At 64.0% G+C, this 21,727-nt stretch carries 18 protein-coding genes; 8 read left to right on the forward strand and 10 right to left on the reverse strand.

Translation table 11 applies throughout. The features are described from left to right. Positions 1 to 394: 394 nt before the first annotated feature. The 4 genes from B5X69_RS13465 to B5X69_RS13480 all read right to left on the reverse strand — a co-directional run bounded on the left by B5X69_RS13465 (position 395) and on the right by B5X69_RS13480 (position 4,989). Positions 395 to 775: an EthD domain-containing protein gene (locus B5X69_RS13465; RefSeq protein ID WP_079639226.1), complete on the reverse strand. Its 381-nt coding sequence runs from the start codon at positions 773 to 775 to the stop codon at positions 395 to 397. Then, entirely contained in the window at positions 772 to 2,136 is a 1,365-nt protein-coding gene (locus B5X69_RS13470) for a spinster family MFS transporter (RefSeq protein ID WP_079639227.1), read from the reverse strand. Before B5X69_RS13470 ends, B5X69_RS13465 begins: the two co-directional genes overlap by 4 nt. 10 nt (positions 2,137 to 2,146) lie before the next feature. Next, a complete protein-coding gene (locus B5X69_RS13475) occupies positions 2,147 to 4,375 on the reverse strand; it encodes a TonB-dependent receptor (RefSeq protein ID WP_176141606.1) in 2,229 nt (742 codons plus the stop codon). A gap of 134 nt (positions 4,376 to 4,509) precedes the next feature. Further along, positions 4,510 to 4,989 carry a nuclear transport factor 2 family protein gene (locus B5X69_RS13480; RefSeq protein WP_079639229.1) on the reverse strand — a complete coding sequence of 160 codons (480 nt, stop codon included), beginning with the start codon at positions 4,987 to 4,989 and terminating at the stop codon, positions 4,510 to 4,512. A gap of 284 nt (positions 4,990 to 5,273) precedes the next feature. Here B5X69_RS13480 and B5X69_RS13485 point away from each other — a divergent pair, with 284 nt between their 5' ends. The 7 genes from B5X69_RS13485 (at position 5,274) to B5X69_RS13520 (ending at position 10,801) form a co-directional block, all read left to right on the forward strand. Further along, positions 5,274 to 5,744 (forward strand): MarR family winged helix-turn-helix transcriptional regulator, encoded by a 471-nt coding sequence (locus B5X69_RS13485; RefSeq protein ID WP_176141607.1) that lies wholly within the window; start codon positions 5,274 to 5,276, stop codon positions 5,742 to 5,744. Between the two features lie 136 nt (positions 5,745 to 5,880). After that, positions 5,881 to 6,546 (forward strand): nitroreductase, encoded by a 666-nt coding sequence (locus B5X69_RS13490; RefSeq protein WP_079639231.1) that lies wholly within the window; start codon positions 5,881 to 5,883, stop codon positions 6,544 to 6,546. A 120-nt stretch (positions 6,547 to 6,666) separates the two neighbouring features. Next, the gene (locus B5X69_RS13495; RefSeq protein ID WP_079639232.1) at positions 6,667 to 7,068 is read left to right on the forward strand and encodes a PRC-barrel domain-containing protein; all 402 of its coding nucleotides are present in this window, start codon (positions 6,667 to 6,669) and stop codon (positions 7,066 to 7,068) included. Positions 7,069 to 7,635: 567 nt separating this feature from the next. Continuing rightward, the gene (locus B5X69_RS21990; protein WP_079639234.1) at positions 7,636 to 8,319 is read left to right on the forward strand and encodes a hypothetical protein; all 684 of its coding nucleotides are present in this window, start codon (positions 7,636 to 7,638) and stop codon (positions 8,317 to 8,319) included. Further along, positions 8,312 to 9,046 (forward strand): RES family NAD+ phosphorylase, encoded by a 735-nt coding sequence (locus tag B5X69_RS13510; protein ID WP_079639235.1) that lies wholly within the window; start codon positions 8,312 to 8,314, stop codon positions 9,044 to 9,046. Before B5X69_RS21990 ends, B5X69_RS13510 begins: the two co-directional genes overlap by 8 nt. 116 nt (positions 9,047 to 9,162) lie before the next feature. Further along, entirely contained in the window at positions 9,163 to 9,447 is a 285-nt protein-coding gene (locus tag B5X69_RS13515) for a PRC-barrel domain-containing protein (RefSeq protein WP_079639236.1), read from the forward strand. Positions 9,448 to 9,589: 142 nt separating this feature from the next. Continuing rightward, positions 9,590 to 10,801 (forward strand): GGDEF domain-containing protein, encoded by a 1,212-nt coding sequence (locus tag B5X69_RS13520; RefSeq protein WP_245798741.1) that lies wholly within the window; start codon positions 9,590 to 9,592, stop codon positions 10,799 to 10,801. A 64-nt stretch (positions 10,802 to 10,865) separates the two neighbouring features. On the opposite strand, the gene B5X69_RS13525 is transcribed toward B5X69_RS13520, so the two are convergent. The 4 genes from B5X69_RS13525 to B5X69_RS13540 all read right to left on the reverse strand — a co-directional run bounded on the left by B5X69_RS13525 (position 10,866) and on the right by B5X69_RS13540 (position 19,789). Continuing rightward, the gene (locus tag B5X69_RS13525) at positions 10,866 to 13,640 is read right to left on the reverse strand and encodes a sensor domain-containing protein (protein ID WP_079639237.1); all 2,775 of its coding nucleotides are present in this window, start codon (positions 13,638 to 13,640) and stop codon (positions 10,866 to 10,868) included. Positions 13,641 to 14,074: 434 nt separating this feature from the next. Next, positions 14,075 to 17,374: an error-prone DNA polymerase gene (locus tag B5X69_RS13530; protein WP_079639238.1), complete on the reverse strand. Its 3,300-nt coding sequence runs from the start codon at positions 17,372 to 17,374 to the stop codon at positions 14,075 to 14,077. Next, positions 17,371 to 19,095 carry a DNA polymerase Y family protein gene (locus B5X69_RS13535; RefSeq protein ID WP_245798742.1) on the reverse strand — a complete coding sequence of 575 codons (1,725 nt, stop codon included), beginning with the start codon at positions 19,093 to 19,095 and terminating at the stop codon, positions 17,371 to 17,373. Before B5X69_RS13535 ends, B5X69_RS13530 begins: the two co-directional genes overlap by 4 nt. Further along, on the reverse strand, positions 19,001 to 19,789 hold the full coding sequence (locus B5X69_RS13540; RefSeq protein ID WP_079639239.1) for an ImuA family protein: 789 nt from the start codon (positions 19,787 to 19,789) through the stop codon (positions 19,001 to 19,003). Before B5X69_RS13540 ends, B5X69_RS13535 begins: the two co-directional genes overlap by 95 nt. 125 nt (positions 19,790 to 19,914) lie before the next feature. Here B5X69_RS13540 and B5X69_RS13545 point away from each other — a divergent pair, with 125 nt between their 5' ends. Then, complete coding sequence (locus B5X69_RS13545) at positions 19,915 to 20,538, forward strand: retropepsin-like aspartic protease family protein (protein ID WP_079639240.1); 624 nt, start codon at positions 19,915 to 19,917, stop codon at positions 20,536 to 20,538. A 147-nt stretch (positions 20,539 to 20,685) separates the two neighbouring features. Here the strand turns inward: B5X69_RS13545 and B5X69_RS13550 are convergent, their stop codons facing one another. Together B5X69_RS13550 and B5X69_RS13555 are read right to left on the reverse strand one after the other, a co-directional pair. Further along, a complete protein-coding gene (locus B5X69_RS13550) occupies positions 20,686 to 21,144 on the reverse strand; it encodes a DUF1810 domain-containing protein (RefSeq protein WP_079639241.1) in 459 nt (152 codons plus the stop codon). Next, positions 21,107 to 21,727 (reverse strand): SOS response-associated peptidase, encoded by a 621-nt coding sequence (locus tag B5X69_RS13555; RefSeq protein WP_079639242.1) that lies wholly within the window; start codon positions 21,725 to 21,727, stop codon positions 21,107 to 21,109. The genes B5X69_RS13550 and B5X69_RS13555 overlap by 38 nt, the downstream gene beginning before the upstream one ends.

Consider the following 21,727-nt stretch of genomic DNA (forward strand, 5'->3'; position numbering starts at 1 on the left):
GCCGCCGCCGAATATGCAGCCCCCGTAAAAGGCGCTGGCCCGAGCGCTTCGATTGGAAAGAAAGACGAGGCGCTTCAGATTCTTGCGCGCCAGCTCGCCTTTGCCTTTCGCGCAACCCTGTCCTTCCAGACAGCAGACGAACTCGCCGACGAAGAGCGGACCGAAATGCTCAGGCGCTGCGAGGAGCCTGCTTATGGGTTTTGCCGCCCACCCGCAGCGAGGAGGGGCCAAGTCGAACCAGGTCGGCCGGCATTTTTCGCCTTCACCCAAACGCCCGGTCTGTCCATCATTCCTTGAACCTGACCCAAACCACATTTCCCTGCAGGTCCACCTAGCCGCGAGCGGCCTGGGGGGCGCCGGCGGGAAATCTGACGCCGCCGACTATGCTTCCGCGCTACCCGTTCAGCTCGTCAATAATGACCCGCTCCACGCCAAACATGACGCTCGAGCGCGACATATCGCAGAAGTTCAGCTCATCAGCCTGAAGCAGACGGCCGCCCTCCTGGCCCTCAGCCGACGCCGCGCCCGCGAGACGATCCGCTTCTGAGTCCCACCAGATTTCCACGACGCCATCGTGCGGGGGCTGGCAGCCTCGCGATTCGGTCATCTGCCGGGCCGCCTCATAGTCGCCTCCGTGGAGCTGAACATAACGCCTGATCCGCAAGGCCTTGGCGTATTTCTTGGCGATCGGGGCGTGAATGTTGAACCAGTGGTCGAGAAACTGCTCCCGGGTGAGATCGGGACGGCGGTAGACGGCAAAGGACATCTTGATCATGGGGTCGCATCCTGTTGTTGCTGAAAATCAATGTCGCGCTGCAGATGCCGGCTCGCTGCGAAATAGTGGACGGCCGACCACAAGAAGAGCAGGCAAATGGTCGCAAGGGCGTAGCTCACACCGCGCGCGGACGCGGCTTCGCAAAATGGGGTCATCTCCGCCCGGCAAGTCGCGGCATCGAGGCCGGCGGGCAGCGCCCGCTGAAAATAGAAATCGCTAAGAGCACCCGCGGCGAGCGGACCGAGCAGCAGGCCGATGATATTCATCGTAAGCAGCACGATCGAGATCGCCGTCGCGCGCATCCGGCTCGCCACGAGATTCTGGGTCACCGCGAGCACAGGCGCATAATAGCTTGCTGAGAAAACCCCGGGGATCGCGAGGAGGATGAGCCCCGGGAGAAGTTCGCGCTGCAGGAACCCTGCGATATAAAAGGGTCCCGCGAGCAGCATCATCAGCGCGGGTATCCACCCATAGTAGCGGACATCGCGGGTGACGAACCGATCGACGACGAAGCCGCCGACCATATAGCCGCCCGCGACCGACGCGCCGTTAACGAGCGCAAAATAGACCGCCGCTTCGGTGTAGCTGAGGCCGAAGTTTCTCACGAAAAACGGATGTCCGAAGGCGAGAACGGCCTGCCCGATGAAGCTCGTCACGACGCCGCCTGCAATCATCTGACGAAAGCTCCGGCTCTCCCAAAGCGTCGCGAGCACGGTGCGCAAGGGCGGTATCGCCGCTTTTGCCACCGGCTGTCGCCGATCCCGGAGCGTCAGTCGCGCCGCCGCGGCAAGAACGAGGCCGGGAAGCCCGACGAGGAGAAAGGCCATGCGCCAGCCATAATGCTGCGCGACCCATGCGCCGCCGATTCCGCCGATAATGATGCCGAGCGGAACCGATAGCCCGAGAATTCCGACTATCGTGCCGCGCCGTTCGGGAGGATAGAGATCCGATAGGTAGGACTGGACCGGTGCGTTGGCACCCGCTTCACCGACCCCCACCCCGATGCGCATCAGCAGAAGTTGCCAGAAACCCGTCGCCATCGCGCACAGCACCGTCATGCTCGACCAGATAGTGACCGCGAGCGAGACGATGCCGATCCGGTCGGATCGCTCGGCCCAGCGCGCAACCGGAATGCCGAGGGTTCCATAAAGAATGGAAAAGGCGGCGCCCCCCAGCAACCCGAGCTGAAGATCGCTGAGCTTCAGATCGTCGCGGATGGCTTGGCCAACCGTGTTGAGGATCGCCCGGTCGATGAAGGCGCAGGTGGTGATCGCCAGCATGAGCACCAGGGCCCAGCGGCGCTCGCCAGACGCGGTCAGCCCGGCTGACGGCGTCTGGCCTTGCTCCGAAGCGGACAACATCGAGGGCCGCTTAGAAACGCAGATTGCCTTCGATGGCTATCGTCCGGGTCTCTTCCAGATAGCGATGGCCGCTTGGCGTGTAGGACAGCGACCCAGGCCACAGGAATGCGAAGGAATAGGTCCGCTCGTTGGTGAGGTTGCGGCCCACCAGCGCCACATTCCATCGCTCGTCCAGGTCGCCGAACTGCACCCTGAGATCGAACTTCTGGTAGGCCGGCTGGATACCATAGACCGGATCCTGATTATCCGAGATGAAGAATTTGGACCGGTAGTTCATCTGCGCGGTGGTCGCGAGCAGGTAGCGATCGGCAATCGGCGCCTTGATCTGGGCCTGGAGCGACCCGCTCCATTTCGACGAGAAGGCCAGTTTGTAGCCCGCCAGATTGTTGTTCGCAGGATTGTTCGGCGCGCCCACGGGCGCTGCGGGGTTGCAGATGGACGCGGGCTGGCTCGCAAGGCAGCTTGCGCCCGGGAAATCATCATACTTCGCATTCTGATAAGCGCCGCTCCAGCTCAGCTTCAGCCCCTGCGCAGGGCGAAGCCCGACGGACCATTCAATACCGCGTGACGTCGCACTTGCGGCATTCTTGGTCACGAAGCCCGGGGGGCTCAACGTCGGATCGTAAACCGACGTCTGGAGATTCTTGAAGGTGAGATCGTAAAGCGCAAGATCGAGGGTGAGCAACCGGTCGAGCAGCGCGGCCTTGACGCCCACTTCATAGTTGGTCGACCGCTCGGGGCGATAAATGAAGGTGCTGTCGACCGTTCCCACCGTGTTGCTGACAAAGCCGCCCGATTTCGAACCGCGGCCATAGGAGGCATAGAGCATGATATCGGGCGTCACATCGAATTGCGCGGTCAAGGAGGGATCGACATTATCCTCCGAGATACGCCCCTTGGCGGTCGTCGCGGCGCCAAAAGCCATGCCCGAAAGCGTTATCGTCTCGAAATTTCCGCGCTTCTTGGTGCGGGTGTAGCGCGCGCTGCCGATGACCCGGAACGCGGGCGACAGATTGGCCGTTGCCTGCGCGAAGAAGGAGAGGGTCTGCGCCGACTGGTCGAAGATCGAGACGTTCGAGCCCGTCAGGCCGCTCGGCAGCCCGCTGTAATAGCGCGGATAATCAAGCGCATAGTCGCTCCAGTCGAAATAGGTCCCGACGATATATTCGAGCGGCTTACCCGCCGAAGATGCGAGACGGATTTCCTGCGAAAATTGTTCAAACTCCTCGAAAATCCGGTTGAGGTAAATGGCGGGGACGTCCTTCGCATAGGAGTTCGACCGGTTCGCATCATAGGTCGAGTAACCCGTGATACTGGTCAGAACATGGTCGCCGATCTCGTAATTCGCCGTGAGCGAGGCATTTTTCGACGTCACATTGTTCGATTCGGCAAAGCCGAAGGGATAATCGTCGGCGTAGCGATCCTTGGTAATCTCCAAAGGCGCGGTCACGGTCGAAAGAACGATTGCGGCGCCTTTGGTGCGCGAGCGGCTATATTCGAGCTTGGCGGTCGCATCGAAACCCTCATTTTCATATTGGAGGGTCAGGCGCGCCAGCGTCTGATTGCGACGCGGGTCCCGCTTTCCGGTCGTGCGATTGGGGATATACCCGCCAAGATCGAGAGCCTTGACCGCGAGGCGAACGCCGAGATTGTCCGTCACGGGACCCGAGACATAGCCCGTAAATTCGGGGCCCTTGAGATCGAAATTATAGGTGCCCGTGATTCCCGCTTCGAATTGCGAGGTGGGATTGGCGGTGACGATGCTGATCGCGCCCGCGGGCGTGTTTTTCCCGAAAAGCGCGCCCTGCGGTCCGCGCAGCACCTCGATCCGCTCGATATCGAAGAAGGGCGCCTCGAACTGCTTGCCGCGCCCGGCATAGATGCCGTCCTGATAGAGGCTTACCGACTGGTCGAAGGCGAAATTGGAAGGCGCCGAGCCGAAGCCGCGAATGTAGATGACGTCGGCGGCGTTGAGGCGTTCGACGAAAAGGTTCGGCACCGACGCGGCGATGTCGGCCATATCCTTGGCGTGGAAATCGGAGAGCGCCTCGCCCGTTACGACAGCAATGGAAATCGGCACATCCTGGAGGCTTTGCTCACGCTTTTGCGCCGTGACGACGATATCGTCGGCCGCTCGTTCCACAGCCGCCGGCTGGGTCTCCATCTCCTGCGCCATCGCGGGCTGCACGGCGAAGATAAGGGGGCTTGCGCCAAGGCACAGATACTCAAGCCGTCGCATATTTCCGATTCTCCCCATTTTCCATTAGTTAGCTAAATAAGTACTTAGATTTCGAAAAAGCCATTGCGCGCCTGCCCACTTGCGGTGAGGCGGCCCCTGGCCTTGCGTGAAGGAAATAGTTGCCCGGCTCCCCCCTACATGCGCTGCGGGGCAAGCTCCCGGGCCTTGGCAAAGGCCCTCTCGAATTCCTTGTGTCCCCCATGGCGCCCCGCGAGAAGAAATGTCGCGCCCTTGATGCGCCAGCGACCTTCGATCCGGATGAGATCGTGGCGATATTGGCCGCACGCGTGCGCGTGGAACTCCTCCTCGCCTTCCATGAGAAAATGCATCGCGTTGACGTAGGAGGTGCAGATCGCCGTATCGCCGTCGACATGGGGACGGAGATTGCTCACCATGTGCAGCGTCTTGTCGAAACCGTGCAAGACGCGGAGGCGATCGGTCCACTCACAGGCCGCCAGAAGCCCCTCTGTGGATCCGTTCGAGCTATAGTCGATGAAGATCGGGTCGGTGATCAGCGCCTCCAGTGCCGCCCAATCGCGCCCGTCGATCGCAGCGCACCAGCTGTGAATGGCGTCGATGACCGCAAGATCATCCTCGTTCGCCGATGATGGCATCTCTCATCCCTATCTCTGCTTGATTGCCAGCCCTCTAACCAGCCGATTCTATAATGTCAATAAAACTGACAAATATAGGCAGAAGATATGACATAAAATGTCTGGATTCCTTGGTTCATGGGCTTATAAGGGGGCGCACATGCAGCCGCGCGCACGGGGGAAATGAGCCGCGAATTTGCCTTGGGGTCCGACCGAGCGCGCGGGACGCCAAGCCTCCCCCCCGCCGATGCAGCCCCGGGGCCGTCCCCTCCGGGATCGCCGATTTCCGACAGAAGGCCAGACTCATGGTACGTGCTGCAACGCTATTCATTCCTCTCTTCGAAGCTTTCAGCTGGTTCGACGCAGGGCTCCAGACCTTGATGACCGAAGCGGGATGGGCCGAGGTCTCACGGTCGCAGACGATGGCGATGATCCTCGTGCGACAAGGGTGCAACCGTCCCGCAGCCATCGCGCGCGCGCTCGGCATCTCGCGCCAGTCGGCGAGCACGATCATTGCTGATATGATCGAAGCGGGCATTTTCGCCATGGAACCGGATCCCGGCGACAAGCGCGCCAAGATCGTCACCATCACGCCGCTGGGTCAAAAGAGAGCCAATGACGCGCGCGATGCCGTGTTCCAGCTTACCGCGGAACTCGAGCGCCGGATCGGCCGCGACAATGTCGCCAATCTCTGGAACGCCCTCACGGCAAATTGGGGACCCCCCGTTGAGAGCCTGCGGCATGTGAACAGGGCCGGCTGGAAATCGTCGATCTGAATCCACAAAATCAGCGCGGATCCTCGGTCGCTTCGAGGAGAGCGAAGTTTTTCTTGTTCGCAGCCCCGCCCTTCTGCGTTGCGCGAGCCGCCGGGCCCGATACGTCTTTACGCACAACCAGGAGGAGATATCGATCGTGAATGTCGCAGAAGCCGTAAGCAGCCGCCGCTCGATCCGGGCTTTTGAAGATCGGCCAGTGCCATACGAGACGATCTACCGAGTGCTCGACCGGGCCCGCTTCACGCCTTCCGGCTGCAACTTCCAGCCTTGGGAGGCTATCGTCCTCACGGGCAAGCCGCTGCGCTCGCTGCAGACGCGGCTTCTCGCGAGCCAGCCCGATGAGCCCCTGGAATATGATTTCTCCGCGCCCGCAGCGCATGAAAAATATCAGGCGCGGCTGCGCTCGCTCGGCGCCGCCATGTACGCGTCCGTCGGCGTCGCACGCGACGAGAAGGATCGCCGCGCCGATTTCGTGCGCGACAATCTCACCTGCTTCGGTGCGCCGGTTCTCCTCCTTTGCCATTTTCCAAAATTCATGAAGGAGCCGCAATGGTCGGATGTGGGAATGTGGCTTCAGACCATCATGCTTTTGCTTCGCGGCGAGGGCCTCGACAGCTGCCCGCAGGAATATATGGGGGTCTACGGGCGCACGATCAAAGCCGAGCTCGGTCTTGACGATGACACGCTCCTGTTTTGCGGCTTGTCGATCGGATGGCGCGATGCAGAGGCGCCGGTCAACATGTTCGAGCGCGAACGCGTTCCGCTCGGCGAGCAGGTGCGGTTTCTCGGCTTCGGCGACTGAGCCTCAATGCGAGGTCTGCCAACGCAAGCCTGGCCCCATCTCGCTTCTCACCATCCACTCACGTCCGGGCAACCGACGCGCGAGCAGAGGCGTTAGCGGTCATCAGCGAAAGGAAAAGACATGCAAAAACTGCTCCTGATGACCCTGCCGCTTGGGCTCGTTGCAGCGTGCTCGGACAAGAATGATGCCGCGGAAGAAAAGCTTGAGCGGGCGGCCGAAACCAGCGCGACTGTGGCGGGACCGACACCCGCGGCCCTCGGCCTCAGCGAGGCGCAGCTTCTCGACGCCGACATCGTCGGATCGGACGGCAGGGAAGTCGGCGAGGTGGCACAGGTCCTGCGCGACGCATCGGGCAAGGTCGAGCGACTTTTGGTCGAACTCGAAGGACCAGGAGACCGATATGTCCATGTCCCCATCCTCGGCCTTACTCCGGTCGTGCGGGGCACGGACACCGATCTTCAGACGACCATGACCAAGGCAAGGCTGGACGCGCTGCCCGAGGTCAAGCTACCGGCCCCCTAATGGGTCGGCGAATGCTAGAAGACCTGTGCGCGGGTGGATGTAGCGGTCTGAAACGCATAGCTTCTCTGGTGACTGGCCTGCCTGGTCCTTGCCCTGGCCGGAACGGGGGCACTATTCACGCCGGGACTGTGAGAATGTTCATTGTGCGCTTGTAGGCGATGGCGGTGAGGTGGACTTGGACGGCGGCTTTGGCACGACCTCGCCATCGCATTCGGCGAAGGCCGTAGCAGCGCTTCCCATGCGCCGAAGATTTTCTCAATCCGGGCTCGCGCACAAAATGACTGACAGGCCCGAGACCCCCGAGTCTTTCTCAACCCTCGCGTCTCAAATGTGTCTGGACCCGGTCATCATGTGTCCGAGAATCACACTTATCGGACACATGATCAGGCGAGGGTGCCGCTTCCTCGGCATCGAGCCACGCTTCGACCTCTGCCATCGCCGCCTCGGTCGCCGCTATAATCTCGATCGTCAAAATCCGCCCCTCCAACAGCCGCATCGCACCGCTCGTATTGATTATTTAGGATATCATTCTACATCAATACCCAATATATCCGATTGGATCGACTCATGGCAACGATTTATCCCGACGAGGCAGGCGCTGTAGCGTTCGAAACCCTCTCTGGCACGGCAGCCGAGGTGCGCAAGAAGCTCGGGTCAGCAGGCGACGATCAAGTCGTCGCTCTCGCGCTGGAGCATGGAACCCCGGAACTCCGGCACGCGCTCGCGCAGGCAGTCACTCTTATCACCCCGCTCATTCTCGCACGGCTCGCCCGCCGCGACCAGGAGACGCTCGACAAACTCGTCGACGCGCTGGTGCCGCAAGTGCCACCTCCCCAGCATCTTGTCGCGGAAGCGCGGATGAATGCCGAGGCGCGGACGGAGGTACTCAGGTCGGCCGAGTGGCTGACGGCCGCTCAGCTCTCCGAGCTCGCCGGTTTCAGCGGTCGAAATGCAAGCGCCCAGCCCAATAAGTGGAAGCGCGAAGGGAAAATCTTCGCCGTCCGCCAAAAGGGCAACGACTATTATCCCGGGTTTGCACTCGATGCCGACGCGGGATACCGGCCGCTGAAGGCGCTCGCGCCCATCCTCAAGTGCTTTGGAAGCGATCTAGAGGATTGGGATATCGCGATCTGGTTCGCCTCGGTGAACAGCTTCCTGGGTAGCGTCCGACCGATGGACCTGCTCAAGGCTGATCCCGAGCGCGTGCTGGCAGCCGCGCAAGACGAGATCGACGGCATTCTGCATGGCTAGGAAGGCGGACACCACCACTGCTACGCCTAGTCTCGCTCCAACCACCCCCGCTCCGGTCACCCCGGCCGCGGGGGCTGCGGCAATCGTCATCCCCACGCCTCCGGTTAATTTGACGAAACTGATCCGGACGATCACCTGGCCGAAGACCCAGGTAATTCACCGCATCCATCAGGATCGGTTCCGGGGCGACGAGTTCAATCGGGGTCCGAACGGCAATGCACGCTTCAGCCCTATTTGCGATGCCAAAGGAAATTCGATCCCGACCATCTATGGCGGTGAGACCTTCGATTGCGCGGCGATGGAATCCGTCTTTCATGACGTACCCTTTGCGCCCGGGCTCAAGAGCCTCGCGAAGCGCAAGCTCAAAGGACACCATTATTCGCAACTGCTCTCGAGAACCGATCTCGTGCTTGTCGACCTCAGCACGACTGCGTTGCGGAATCTCGGGATCAAGCGCGGCGAGCTGATCGAGACCGAAAAGGACATCTACCCCCAGACCCGCAAGTGGGCCGAGGCAATCCACGCGCAATGTCCCGAAGTGCAGGGCCTGTGCTGGGTATCGCGTCAGGACGACCGATCCTTGGCGATCGTGCTGTTCGGGGACCGGGTCGGGAAGACGCCGCTATCTGGGCATGCACCTTCGGTCGACATCGTCGCCGACGATCCAACCTACGCGGACGTCATGACGCTGGCGACGCGAATTGGTGTGAAGGTAACCGGCAAGTAGCGTGCGTCAGGCGCCAACTGCTTGGTTGGCCGGCCCATCCGCCTCCGAGGCAATCGCACGCAGCTGAGTTTCGAACTTTTCACCGAGGTTAGCCACCCGAAATCAGATAGCGATCGTTGACGACAACCGCTGCCCTTGGCCTCAGCGAGGCGCAGCTTCTCGACGCCGACATCGTCGGATCGGACGGCAGGGAAGTCGGCGAGGTGGCACAGGTCCTGCGCGACGCATCGGGCATGGTCGAGCGACTTTTGGTCGAGCTTGAAGGACCAGGAGACCGATATGTCCATGTCCCCATCCTCGGCCTTACTCCGGTCGTGCGGGGGACGGACACCGATCTTCAGACGACCATGACCAAGGCAAGGCTGGACGCGCTGCCCGAGGTCAAGCTACCGGCCCCCTAATGAGTCGGCGAATGGCTGGACAGCCGGAGCCGCCCAGATGTTTTCAAGGGCGTCCGATCGACGGTCCCGCGCCGCGCGACGTCAAGACTCGGGGGCTCCCCAGCTTACCCACTATTAACCGGATCGGAGGATGATCGGCGCCATGGACAGATCGGCCCCCACGCCACCGATCGCGACCACGTTTCGCCAGCGCGTTTTCGCGGACGCAGCCCTGCTGCCATTGCCGGTCTACCGCGATTTCATCGAGATGCTCTACAGCATGCGCTTGCCGATTTTCGGACTGGGCGCCGTTTTTGTTGGCATCTCGATCCTTGTCGGCCTCCACCTGGACAGCCCCTTTCTTTATCTGCTCGCTGCAGCAGGCGCGCTCACGACGATCGCAAGGCTTGCCACCATCGCCGCCTTCCACCGCGCAGGGCCCATCCCCGGCTTTGAGGAGCTCAGGCGCTGGGAGCGCCGCTATGCTGCGGGCAATTTGACGTCGGCAGCGTTGCTCGCTCTCATCAACATTGCAGCCATGAGGGGCCATGATCCGATGGTTCATCTCCTCACCGTAAGCCTCGTCTTCGGCTTTGGCGCGGGCATCGTCGCACGCACCTCGGTGAGGCCCGTCACCTGCGCCGCGGGCCTGCTCGTCGCCGCCCTTCCCACCGCAACCAGTCTTGCATTCCATGCAGCCGAGCCGACGAGCGATCCACTGCACGGCGAGATGTTCCTCGCCGAAGCCTTCATCATCGCCGCGATCGCCGTCCTCAGCCTCCAGACGGTTTTCCACCTCTATCGCTCCGCCGTCGCGCACCACACGGCGCGCCACGACATGGCGAAGCTTGCACGAACCGACGCACTCACGGGTCTTTCGAACCGGCTCCGCCTGCGCGAGCAGTTTCAGGAGCGCGCCGTTGCCGCAGTGCGCGCCAAAAGCCTCATCGCGCTTCATTATCTCGATCTCGACGGCTTCAAGGCGGTCAATGATCTACATGGTCACCCGGCCGGCGACAAACTTCTAAAGCAAGTCGCGCGGCGCCTCGAAGCGATGGTGCGCGCAGGCGATGTCGTTGCGCGCCTTGGCGGTGACGAGTTCATCGTGCTGCAGACTGGGATCAGCGAGGAGAGCGAGGCCGAAATGCTCGCGCGCCGGATCATCCGCGAGCTCAGCCGGCCCTATATCATAGACGAGCTGCCCTTGTCGGTTTCGGTGAGCATCGGGATCGCGTCAGCGCCGAAGCTCGGGCTGGAACTCGAGCGGCTTCTCGCCTGCGCGGATGCAGCGCTCTACCGCGCGAAAGCGGGCGGCAAGGCCCGGGCGCTCTTCTGCCTCGAAGCCGACGCCGCCGAGGCCGAACTCGCCGCCTGAAGACGCTTCGCTATCGCGAGCGCGGGCACCGAGCCCGTCGCCCCCCTGATAAGCGAGGGCCCCTTCACTGCCCGCTGCCACCCTGGCGGCCGACCGGCTCGCCTTCCGCCGCGCGCGACCAGGCCGGGGGACGCTGCGACCAGCGCTTCAGCCAGCCGGGCACGCGCTCGATCCCGATCGCGCGGCTGACGAGATAGCCTTGTCCGATGTCGCAGCCAAGCTCGCGCAAACGGCTAAGCTGCCTCTCATTCTCGACGCCTTCGGCAACCGTTGCGATCTTCATGCGACGCGCGATGTCGATCACGCCGTGGACGATCGCGAAATCGGCGCTCTCTTCGGTGTCGAGCCGCGAGATGAACGACCGGTCGATCTTGAGGACGTGCACGGGAAACTGCTGCAAATGGGTCAGCGAAGCGTATCCGGTGCCGAAGTCGTCGAGCGCGATCGAAACGCCTTCGGCAGCAAGCGTCTGCAGCGCCCGCTCGACATTGGACGCAAGATGGTCGACGAAGACGCTCTCGGTCACCTCGAGTTCGAGAAGCGTGGGCGGCAATCCTTGCTTGTGGAACTTGGTCAATATCCGGTCTGCGAAACCATCGCGGCGAAAGTCGGCCAGCGAACCGTTGATCGCGATACGCCCGAACATGATGCCTTTCTCGGTCAATCTCTCCATATCGGCAAGGACATGGTCGATCATCCGGTCGGTGAGTGCGGTCGCGAGCAGCGTGTCCTCAAAAGCTGCGCGAATGGCACCGGGGGGCTGGAGTCCCCGCCGGTGGTGATGCCAGCGAAGCAGCGCCTCGAACCCGACGATTTCGCCCGTCACCAGGTCTGCCTTGGCTTGGTAAAAGGGAATGATCCGGTCGTCGCTCAGCGCACTTCGTGCTTCGCGCAACATCGACTTGCGGCTTTCAGCTGCCTCGCGCATGTCCGGACGAAACGCGCGAATGCCCCCTGCCCCGTCAGATTTGGCGGCATAAAGAGCAAGGTCGGCGCTCTTCAAAAGAGCCTCAGCGTCCTGCCCATCGGCGGGCCAGATGGCGGCGCCGGCGCTGATGCTCACCTCGACGGCGCCTTCGTCGATCGTCAGGTCGTCGCCCACGCCGCTTAAGATCGCCTCGGTTGCCGGTACGAGCGGCTCATCGCGGCCAAGGCCGGTCATGATCACGGCGAACTCGTCCCCTCCGAGCCGTGCGACCGTGGCGTCGGGGGGAAGGTTCGCCTGGAGCCGCTCGGCCACGGTCCGAAGCAGCTGATCACCCGCTGCATGCCCCAGGCTGTCGTTGAGGAGCTTGAATCCGTCGACATCGATGACGATCACCCCGACGCAATTCGCGGCGGTGGTTGCCGAAGCCAGCGCGGCTTCGAGCACCTCGCCGAAGAGCTTGCGGTTGGGAAGGCCCGTCAAAGGATCATGGTTCGCGGCCCAGCGCAATTCCCGTTCAGCCCTTCGCGCATCGGTGACATCGAGCAGCGCGCCAATCGAGCGCACCGCCTCGCCGCCCTCACCGCGCACGACATAGCCGCGCGAAAAGAGATTGATATATTCGCCCGATGCCGCGCGGAACCGATATTCATGGCTCCAGCTGTCCTGGCGATTGGTGCGAATGCGGTCATAGGTTGCATTGACGTGAGCAAGATCCTCAGGATGGATGCGTTCCTTCCACCATTTTAGAGACGTGCCTCTCGCCGCTTCGGGATAACCGAGGATCTGTTCAGCGCCATTGCCCCACTCGATCCGGCCCGTGACGTGCGACATGTCCCAGATCACATCATTCGTTGCGCGCGAGGCAAGGCGGTAGAGCTCCTCGCTCTCGCGCAGGGCGAGCTCGGCCGTCACCTGATCGTGGATATCCTCAAGCGTCCCGTACCAGCTGATGATCCGCCCATCTTCGTCGCGGCGCGGATGTGCGCGGGCACGGCACCAGCGGAAGCTGCCGTCCGAATGGCGCACGCGGTAGCGCACGTCGGCAACGGCATTCTCCTCGGACGTGAGCGCCTCCGTCCAATGACTGAGAACGCCCGGCCGATCGTCGGGATGCACAGCTTCAGTCCAGCCCCAGCCGAGCGCGGCCTTCGGTGAAACGCCCGTGAGTTCACTCCAGCGCGGCCCTACTTCGACGATCCGGCCCTCAGGATCACTGATCCAGGGTATCTGAGGGTTGAGCTCGACCGAATAGCGATAATGTTCCTCGCTGCGCTGGAGCGCCTCGATGAGCGCGGCCATCTCGGAGCGTGAGCGCAGCGATTCAAAGACGGCCGAGCGCGTGGTCGCGATCGTCCGCAGGATCACGATCGCGCCAAGCAGGAAGGTCAGCCCCATGCCCGTGAAGTACAAGTCGCGGGTGAAAAAGAGCCCGATGGTCACTGGCATTGCGCCGAACAGGAGGACGAGACGAGCGGCGGCAGGCAGCGCCTGGAGGCAATAACAGCAGCTGATCGACCCGACGAAGATGAAAAGCGCTATCGCTGGGGTGTGGAACGGATCGGCGGCAAGGAAGAGATAAAGGCCCCAGCCGCCGAACAGGAAACTGAAGGCGCCCGCGCGGATGATCGTCCAACGCAGATAGCCTCGCATCTCATCGTCATCGACCGTGCGCCCGCGCCGCATGTACCAGGCGGCGCCGCGCGATGCGACGATCGCGACTAGCAGGAGGGGCGCAACGAGGCTGATGGCCAAGGGGCCTTTGACCGGGGTGACGAGCGCAAGAAACAGCACGTTGAGGAACATGAGCGCGTACATCAGAGGAATCTGACGCACGAGGCTCGCATATTGCTCGCGCACGACGGCATCCGATTGGGCGGGCGCTGAGCCGTCGGCAACGGGGGATATTGGCATTGCTGTTCTGCTACTTCCTCACCCTGGCGATATTCGTCCCTCCTTAACGACCGGTTTAACCCTCAGTTGATTAAGCTGCCCCGTTAAACGCATCGTCCGAATCGCTTCTCGTGCCACCCTCCCATTGTGCAGCAAGCATTGCCTTGCCGCCAGCATGGACCACCCGTTCGCAAAGCCGATTTAACCTGCTCAATTGCCGCCGGAATCCCGCTCCGTCATGGCGCCCCGTCTCCGCCGCGGGCGGGATAGACCGCCCTGAAGCCGGCATGCGGGTCGCAAGGATGCATGCTCATGGCCAAAAGCCGCGGATCTCCAAAATTTTGGCCGAACCCAAGCGGGAGCGCCCGGGGCGGAGGAAGCGGTTGGGTCATGTTTCTTCGTGACAATTGATCCTCAATGTCTTGCGCGGACTATTCTTCGTGGCGTCTCCGGCTTCACCGAAAGTCATGGCTGCGCACCCGCAGAAGCTCTTCATCCTCTCCGCTGAATGGCCGCGAGGCCAAGGTCCGCCCGCGCGGCGTCCAACCCGCCGGGGTGCGCGGATCGGGCCCGCCGCCGCCCCGCGCCCCATCGCCGGGGCCCGGCGCCACGGCAAAATCCATCTGCGCAATCGAGCGCAGCATTGCGTCGTGATCGATGATGCGCTCGCAGATGATATGGATGATCTCGCCTTCCTTCTGAAGCCGCCCGCGCATCGCGATCATCGAGGCCGCCATGATTGGTCGGCGGTAGGTCTCGAATTTGTCAGGCCAGAGAATGCCGTTCGCAATGCCGGTCTCGTCCTCGATCGTGACGAACAACACGCCCTTCGCCGAGCCCGGGCGCTGACGCACGAGAATGACACCGGCGACCTCGACATTGCGCCCATCGCGGATCGCGGCGAGATCGGCACAGCGCACGATCTTCATGGCATCAAGCTCGGCGCGCAGGAAGCTTAGCGGATGCGCGCGCAGCGAGAGCTGGGTAGTGCGATAATCTTCAACGGTCTCGCGGCCCGTCGTCATCGGCCGCAGCGCCACATCGGGTTCAGGCCCCTCGGGCGAGAAGGCCGCCTCGCGCGCATCGGCTGCCGCGAATAACGGAAGCGGCGCCTCCCCAAGCCCCCTCACCTTCCAGAGCCCCTGGCGCCGGTCCTCGCTGAGACAGGAAAAGGCGTCGGCCTCGGCGAGCCGCTCGATCGCGGCGCGCGGCACCTGCGCGCGGCGCCATAGATCCTCGACACTCTCATACATCGCGGCGCCGCGCGCCGCCGCGATGGCGGCGCCATGGATATTGGCAAGCCCGCGCACCTGGCGAAAGCCCAGGCGCACCGCAAGGGTGCGCCCCCCGCTCGCCTCGAGCGTGCAATCCCTGTGGCTGTGATTGATCGAGACCGGACGAACCTCGACCCCGTGCTTGCGCGCGTCGGCGACGATTTGCGCGGGCGCATAAAAGCCCATCGGCTGGGCGTTAAGCAGCGCTGCGCAAAAGACGTCGGGATGATGATGCTTCATCCAGCAGGAGGCATAGGCGATCTTCGCGAAGCTCGCCGCATGGCTTTCGGGAAAGCCGTAGGAGCCGAACCCCTCGATCTGCTTGAAGGTGCGCTCGGCAAAGTCGCGCGGATACCCACGCGCGATCATGCCGCCAACGAGCTTGTCGAAGAAATGCGAGACGCCGCCCGTGAGCTTGAAGGTCGCCATCGCGCGGCGAAGCTCGTCGGCCTCGGCGGGGGTGAAACCCGCGCCGACGATCGCGACCTTCATCGCCTGCTCCTGGAAAAGCGGAACGCCGAGCGTCTTCTCGAGCACGGCGCGAAGCTCGGCCCTGGGATATTCGGGCTTTTCCTTGCCCTCGCGGCGGCGAAGATAGGGATGGACCATGTCGCCCTGGATCGGCCCCGGACGCACGATCGCGACCTCGATCACGAGATCGTAAAAACATCTGGGCTTGATCCGGGGCAGCATCGACATTTGCGCGCGGCTTTCGATCTGGAAGACCCCCAATGTGTCGGCCCGCTGGATCATCGCATAGACATCAGGGTCATCGTCCTGAAGATCGGCCATACCGACCGCGATGCCCTTATGCTCGGCGAGCAGGTTGAAGGCGCGGTTCATGCAGCCGAGCATGCCGAGCCCCAGGATGTCGACCTTCATGAACTTGAGGACGTCGATATCGTCCTTGTCCCATTCGATGATCTGCCGCGCGTCCATGCGCGCAGGCTCGATCGGCACGAGATCGTCGAGCCGTTCCTCGGTGAGCACGAAGCCGCCGGGGTGCTGCGAGAGGTGGCGGGGCGTGCCAATGAGCTGGCGCGCAAGCTCGAGCGTCAGGCGGAGGCGATAATCCTTCGGGTTGAGGTTGAGGCTTGCGATCTGTTCGTCGGTCATGCCGTCTTCCGACCAGCCCCAGACGAGGCCGGTGAGCATCTTGGTGAGGTCGCGCGGCAGACCGAGCGCTTTGCCGACCTCGGCGACCGCGCCCTTCGTGCGATAACGGGTGACGACGGCGGTCAGGGCGGCGCGGTGCCGCCCATAGGTCTCGTAGATCCACTGGATGATTTCCTCGCGCCGCTCATGCTCGAAATCAACGTCGATATCGGGCGGCTCCTTGCGCTCGCCCGAGACGAACCGCTCGAAGAGAAGCTCGTGCTTGATCGGATCGATCGAGGTGATGCCAAGAAGAAAGCACACGCAGCTGTTCGCCGCCGAGCCGCGCCCCTGGCAGAGGATTCCGCGCCGCCGGCTCTCGGCAACGATCGCATGGACGGTGAGGAAATAGGGCGCATAGCCAAGCTCGCCAATGAGGGCGAGCTCATGGTCGATCTGCGCGCGGTAGGCCGCGGGCACGCCGTCCAGGAACATACGCGCGGCGGCATCCTCGGTGAGCGCGGCAAGCGCCTCCTGAGCGCTGCGCCCTTCCATCACTTCTTCATAGGGATATTGGTAGCGGATTTCGCGAAGATCAAAGCGGCACGCCGCAGCGATATCGGCACTCGCAGCAATCGCGTCCGGGAAAAGCGCGAAGCGGCGCTCCATGTCCTGCGGCGATTTAAGCGCCCGGTCCATGAACCGCTCGCGCCGAAAACCGAGCGTGTCGATCACTTTCTTTTCGCGGATCGCGCTCATCACGTCCTGGAGCGGGCGGCGTTCGGGCGCATGATAGAGGATGTCGCCGGTCGCCACGCTGCGCACGCCGGCGCCGCGCGCAAGCGCATCGAGCGCATCGAGCCGCGCGATGTCGCCGGGACGCCGCCGGAAGGCGAGCGAGAGATAGGTATCGCGCCCGAAGATGTCGCGAAGCGCGCCGAGATCAGCCCGGAGGCGCGGGTCCGGGGCGTCGGGAAGAAGGATCGCGACGAGACCCTCGGCAGAGGCTGCAACATCGTCCAACGTGAGGATGCAATGGCCCTTGCCGCCGCGCGCCTTGCCAAGGCTCAGGAGCCGCGTCAGCCGCGACCAGGCGGGCCGGTCCTTCGGATAAAGGAGAAGCGCGCGGCCATCGTCCAGATCGATCCGCGATCCCGCGATGAGGCGTACGCCCGTCGCCTCCTCGCCTATAAGGCCGCGCACCACGCCTGCGACGCTGCCGCGGTCCGCGAGCCCGAGCGCCTTGTGGCCTTGCTGCGCAGCGGCAGCGAACAATTCTTCTGGCGAGGAAGCGCCGCGCAGAAAAGAGAAGTGGCTCGTCACCTGCAGCTCGACATAGGTCGTCTTCGGCGCGCTTCGCGCCGCCGGATGGCCGATCCCGCTCATCCGAACACCCCGTGCATGAACCAGCTTAAATCACCGCTCTGCTCGTCGAGCCCATCGCCGCGCCGGAACAGCCAGAAGCGTTCGCCGGTGTCAGCTTCGACCCGGAAATAATCGCGTACTGCCCACATTTCGCGGGGCCGCCGCCACCATTCGCCATGGATGCGCTCAGGGCCATCACCCGCGACGATCCGATAGGTACGGCCGCGCCAGGCAAAGCGGCGCGGCGGATGATCAGGGAGCAAGGCCATCACGCCTTGGAGCGGCTCGGGACGCGAAAGGATGCGCACAGGGCGCGGCCACGCCGGCCACCCGGGAGGACTGGCGAGCGGCGCCGCGCGCGCGACCGCGCGCTCGGGAACGTCGCTTTCGACCGAAGCAAGCCGGAACAGCGCCGCTTCGCCCGCCCGCCCGGCGAGCTGGTCGACAAGCGGGGCAAGATCGCGCCCCTGCGCGCGCCCATCGAGCGCGGCGTCGATCATCGCGGGCGCGAGCGGCTCGACTTCGAGCGCGGCGAGCATCATGGCCTCGATCCCGAGACCCGGCTCGATCCGGTCGATTCGGAGTCCGAAGAGGCGCCGCAGATGCGCCGCATCGCGCGTCGCACGCGCTGCACCGATGGTGACGCGCTGTTCACCGCGATCGAGCGTCGCGCAGCGTAGCAGCGCCAAGCGCAGTCCGAGGCCCTGTCGTTCAAGCTCGGCAAGCAGATCGCGCAAGAGATCGTCGATCACCGCGCCGATCGCCTCGGCGGTCCCGATCGGCTCGAGGAGTTGACGGCGCGCCTCGGGCGTCTCGAAAGGAACGACAGGTGCGAAGGGCTCTGGTGCGAAACCCCGCGCCTGGTCGAGCCGTTCGACCGCGCCGCGCCCGAGGCGCCGCGCGAGTGGACCGCGCGGCATCGGATAAAGATCGCCGACGCGCTCGAGACCGAAGCGCCGCGCGGCAGCGAGCGCCCCCGGTGCAAGGCGCAGCGCGGCAAGCGGCAGCGGCGCAAGGGCTTCGGCTTCCTCACCCGCACTGAGCAGCCGGATCGGCGCGCCGCCGAAGCGCGCGAGCGCGTGCGCGGCCCCCGGCGTTCCAGCGACCGCGATCCTGGCGGTGAAACCGAGGCGGGCGAGGAAGCGGCAAAGCCGCGCCGAAAAGCGCGCCTCGCCGCCGAAGAGATGCGCGGTTCCGCCAATGTCAAGCCAGAGGCCATCCTCCCCCGCCACCGCCGCACTCGGCGTCCAGTGGCGTGCAGCGTGAAGCGCAAGGCGATCGAGCCAGGCGCGATCGGCGTCCCGATTGGCATCGCGCACATCAAGATCGGCAACGAGCGCCCGCGCGTGCGCAGCTGCCATGCCGGGGGCGATGCCGAGATCGAGCGCCGCAGGGCAAGCCGCGGTCACCGTATCGCGCTGTCCGGTCCGCGCGACGAGGATCATCGGCCGCGCGCGCGCCGCGCCCGCGTCTGCGCCGCGCCAGTCCGGTGCCGCTGCTTCAGATGCCGCGCGAGCCCAGCGCGCGCCGGGGCGCCAGCCACCGCCGCGCGGCACCGGGCAGACGCCTGGCTGATCGTCGCACGGAGGGAGATCGAAGCGTGCGGCCGGGGGCCTCAAAACCGGTCTCGGCGCAGGCCGCGCCGCCTCAGGCGACGCGCCCGAGCGCGGGGGATGCCGCTCCGCCCGTCGCAGCCGCTCGATCGCGAGTTGCGGCAGGAAGAGCGAGGCGACCCTGATCATCGCACGCCTCCAGTTCGAGAGCGAAAGGCGGTCCGCCGCGCTGGCGGACGAGCTCGACGTGCCAGCGTCCGCGTCCGATCGCAGGGACCGCGAGGCGCTCTGAGGGCCGCGCTGCGATGCGCCAGCGCGTCATCGCGAGCGAGGGCGTATCGAGCGGGCAGGCGCCGACGCGGCGATGGCGCCGGTAAAGGAGCATCGGCGTCGCCCCTTCGGCGGCGGCAAGCTGCAACCGCCGCGTTGCCGTCTGATCGGCCGCCTTCACCTCGGCAACGACGCAGGCGAGCACACCGCCGCGCAGCCCATCCTCGCATATCGCAAGCAGCTCGCGGTCATCGCGCCCCTCGGCATAGAGGATCCGCTCAGGTCCAAGCCCTGCCTGTTCCAGACCGGGTGCATAAAGGTCGAAGCGCGTGAGCGCCCAGAGCACCGAAAGCCCCCGCGCGCCCGCGAAGCGGGCGGCGATCCCGGCGGCAAAAAGCGTCGCAGCCGCGTCATCGCCCCAGCTTGCCGTGGCCGCGGCGATTTCGTGGAGTCCCGCGCCATCGAGCCCGCCACCGCTCAGTCGTTCATCGAGCGGCGCGATGCCGAAAGGCAGCACCGGCCCGCGCGCGGCAGCGACGCGCGCGACCGCTTCGCGCAGGGCGGCAAGATCCCCGGTGCCGCGCCGGGACTCGAAAGGGGCTGAAATATTCATAGGGCATCGACTCAAATGTTCCCTATATGTTCCACCGACTCCCCTCGATCGTCAAGCCGCCTGACACATCGGCTGCGGATCGTTCAGCGCCGCGTCACCTCGGCGCGTGTAAAAAATGAGGTTCGATGCCCATTACCACCGATCTTTCCTGGAACGCGCTCGTGCTTTATGCTGCAGGCGCCGCACTCATTCTCCTCCTTCTCTTTCAAATCCCCTATGTCGGACGCCTCCTCCGAACGCTCCTTTCCTTCGCCTTCCTCGCTCTCGCCCTCTTGCTCCTCTTCCAACAGGCGCCCTTCGATCCTCTTCTCTCGCGCGCCGCGGCAGCGCTTGGCCGCGATCGGCAGGAGGTGGTGGGAGGCGAAGTGCGCATCCCGATGAGCCGCGACGGGCATTTCTGGGCCGAAACGCGCATCAACGGCATCAAGCGGCGCATGCTGATCGACAGCGGCGCAACAATCACCGCGCTCTCGCAAGGAACTGCGAAGGCGGCCGGCGTCGAACCCGCCGCGTCACTCGTCCCGATTCTCCTCCAGACTGCGAATGGAACGGTACGCGCCGATGCGGGCGAGATCGCACAGCTCGAGGTGGGCGGGATTGCAGCACAGCAGCTCAAGACGGTGATCTCGCCCGGGCTCGGCGACACCGATATTTTGGGCATGAATTTTCTCTCGGCGCTCGAATCGTGGCGGGTCGAAGGCCGGACGCTGATTCTCGTGGCCAAAGCCGGCCGTCAAATGCCGAGCTGATCGCCTAGTCCGTGCGCCGCGGCGATGTCGATCGAACGATCGAGGGCCGCGGGCACGGTGGGCACTCATGGCGGCAATCGATCCGTCGATCTTTCGCCTCGCCTGAGCAACCGTATAACCCGGCAGCCTTGCATTTGTTCCGCCCGCTCAGCGCCGGTCCAAAAGCGCGAGCGTCTCCTTATCGCGCTCGCCATCGAACCAGCGATCAAGCGCGGCCCCGACCAGCGGATCCCCGCTCGCCGCCTCGAACAGGGTGAGCGACGAACGAAGCTTCATGGCATCGACGGCGCCGAATAGCCCAATGGGATCGCTGTCGCCGAGACCCGCGAGCGCCGCGACGCAGGCGGCATAGCGTTTGCCAAGAAGAGGGTGCGCCAGATACGCCTCTGCTTCGGCGCGATCGGCAATCCCGTAGCGCTTCGCCATTGCGCTGTTGCCGAGCCCGGCAAGCTGCGGAAAAATGAACCACATCCAGTGCGAGCGCTTGGCACCGCACCGGATCTCGGCGAGCGCCTGCTCATAGACGCCCTCCTGCGCCGCGACAAAGCGCCCGAGCCTTCTCCCCCGCTCAAAGGGCAAGGCGTCCTTGCGCGGGCGGCTTGCCATAAACCTGCCGGACCTCAAGACTCCCCGCGGGGAGCCATGCCAGCATTTTTTCTGCGGGTACTGCAGGATCGAGCCAGTCGGCCCAGCTCTCGGGCGCGAGCGGGATAATCTGCCGGTGATGATAGGGCGCAATATCGGGCCCGGCATCCATCGTCAGCAGGGTGAAGGCCTCGCCCTCCTCATAGCCGCGCCAGATGCCTGCCATCGCGAACCAGCGCCGGCCCTTCATGGTGAAAAGCCATTTGTCGAGGCGCTTCTGCCCGGGGTCGGCAGGATCGGTGAATTCATAAAAGCCATCGCACAGAACGAGGCAGCGGTGCGAGGCGAAGCTCCGCTTTTCCGACCGGAAATTATAGACCGGCGCGCCCCTGGGGCCGGGCCAGCTCCAGCGCCGGTTGACAAGCTCGCCGTGCGCGCGTCCCTTGTCCGAGCTGCGCACGATCGGCGCGATATCGGTGATCCTGATATCCTCGCGCGCCGGGACATTGGGTAGCCCTTCGGGCGTCTCGAGCCTGATTTGCAGATCCTCGAAATCTTCAGCGATCGACGCGATGTCGACCTCGAGACGATAGTCATTGCACAT

Source organism: Sphingopyxis flava (assembly GCF_900168005.1).
Classification (GTDB): Bacteria; Pseudomonadota; Alphaproteobacteria; order Sphingomonadales; family Sphingomonadaceae; genus Sphingopyxis; species Sphingopyxis flava.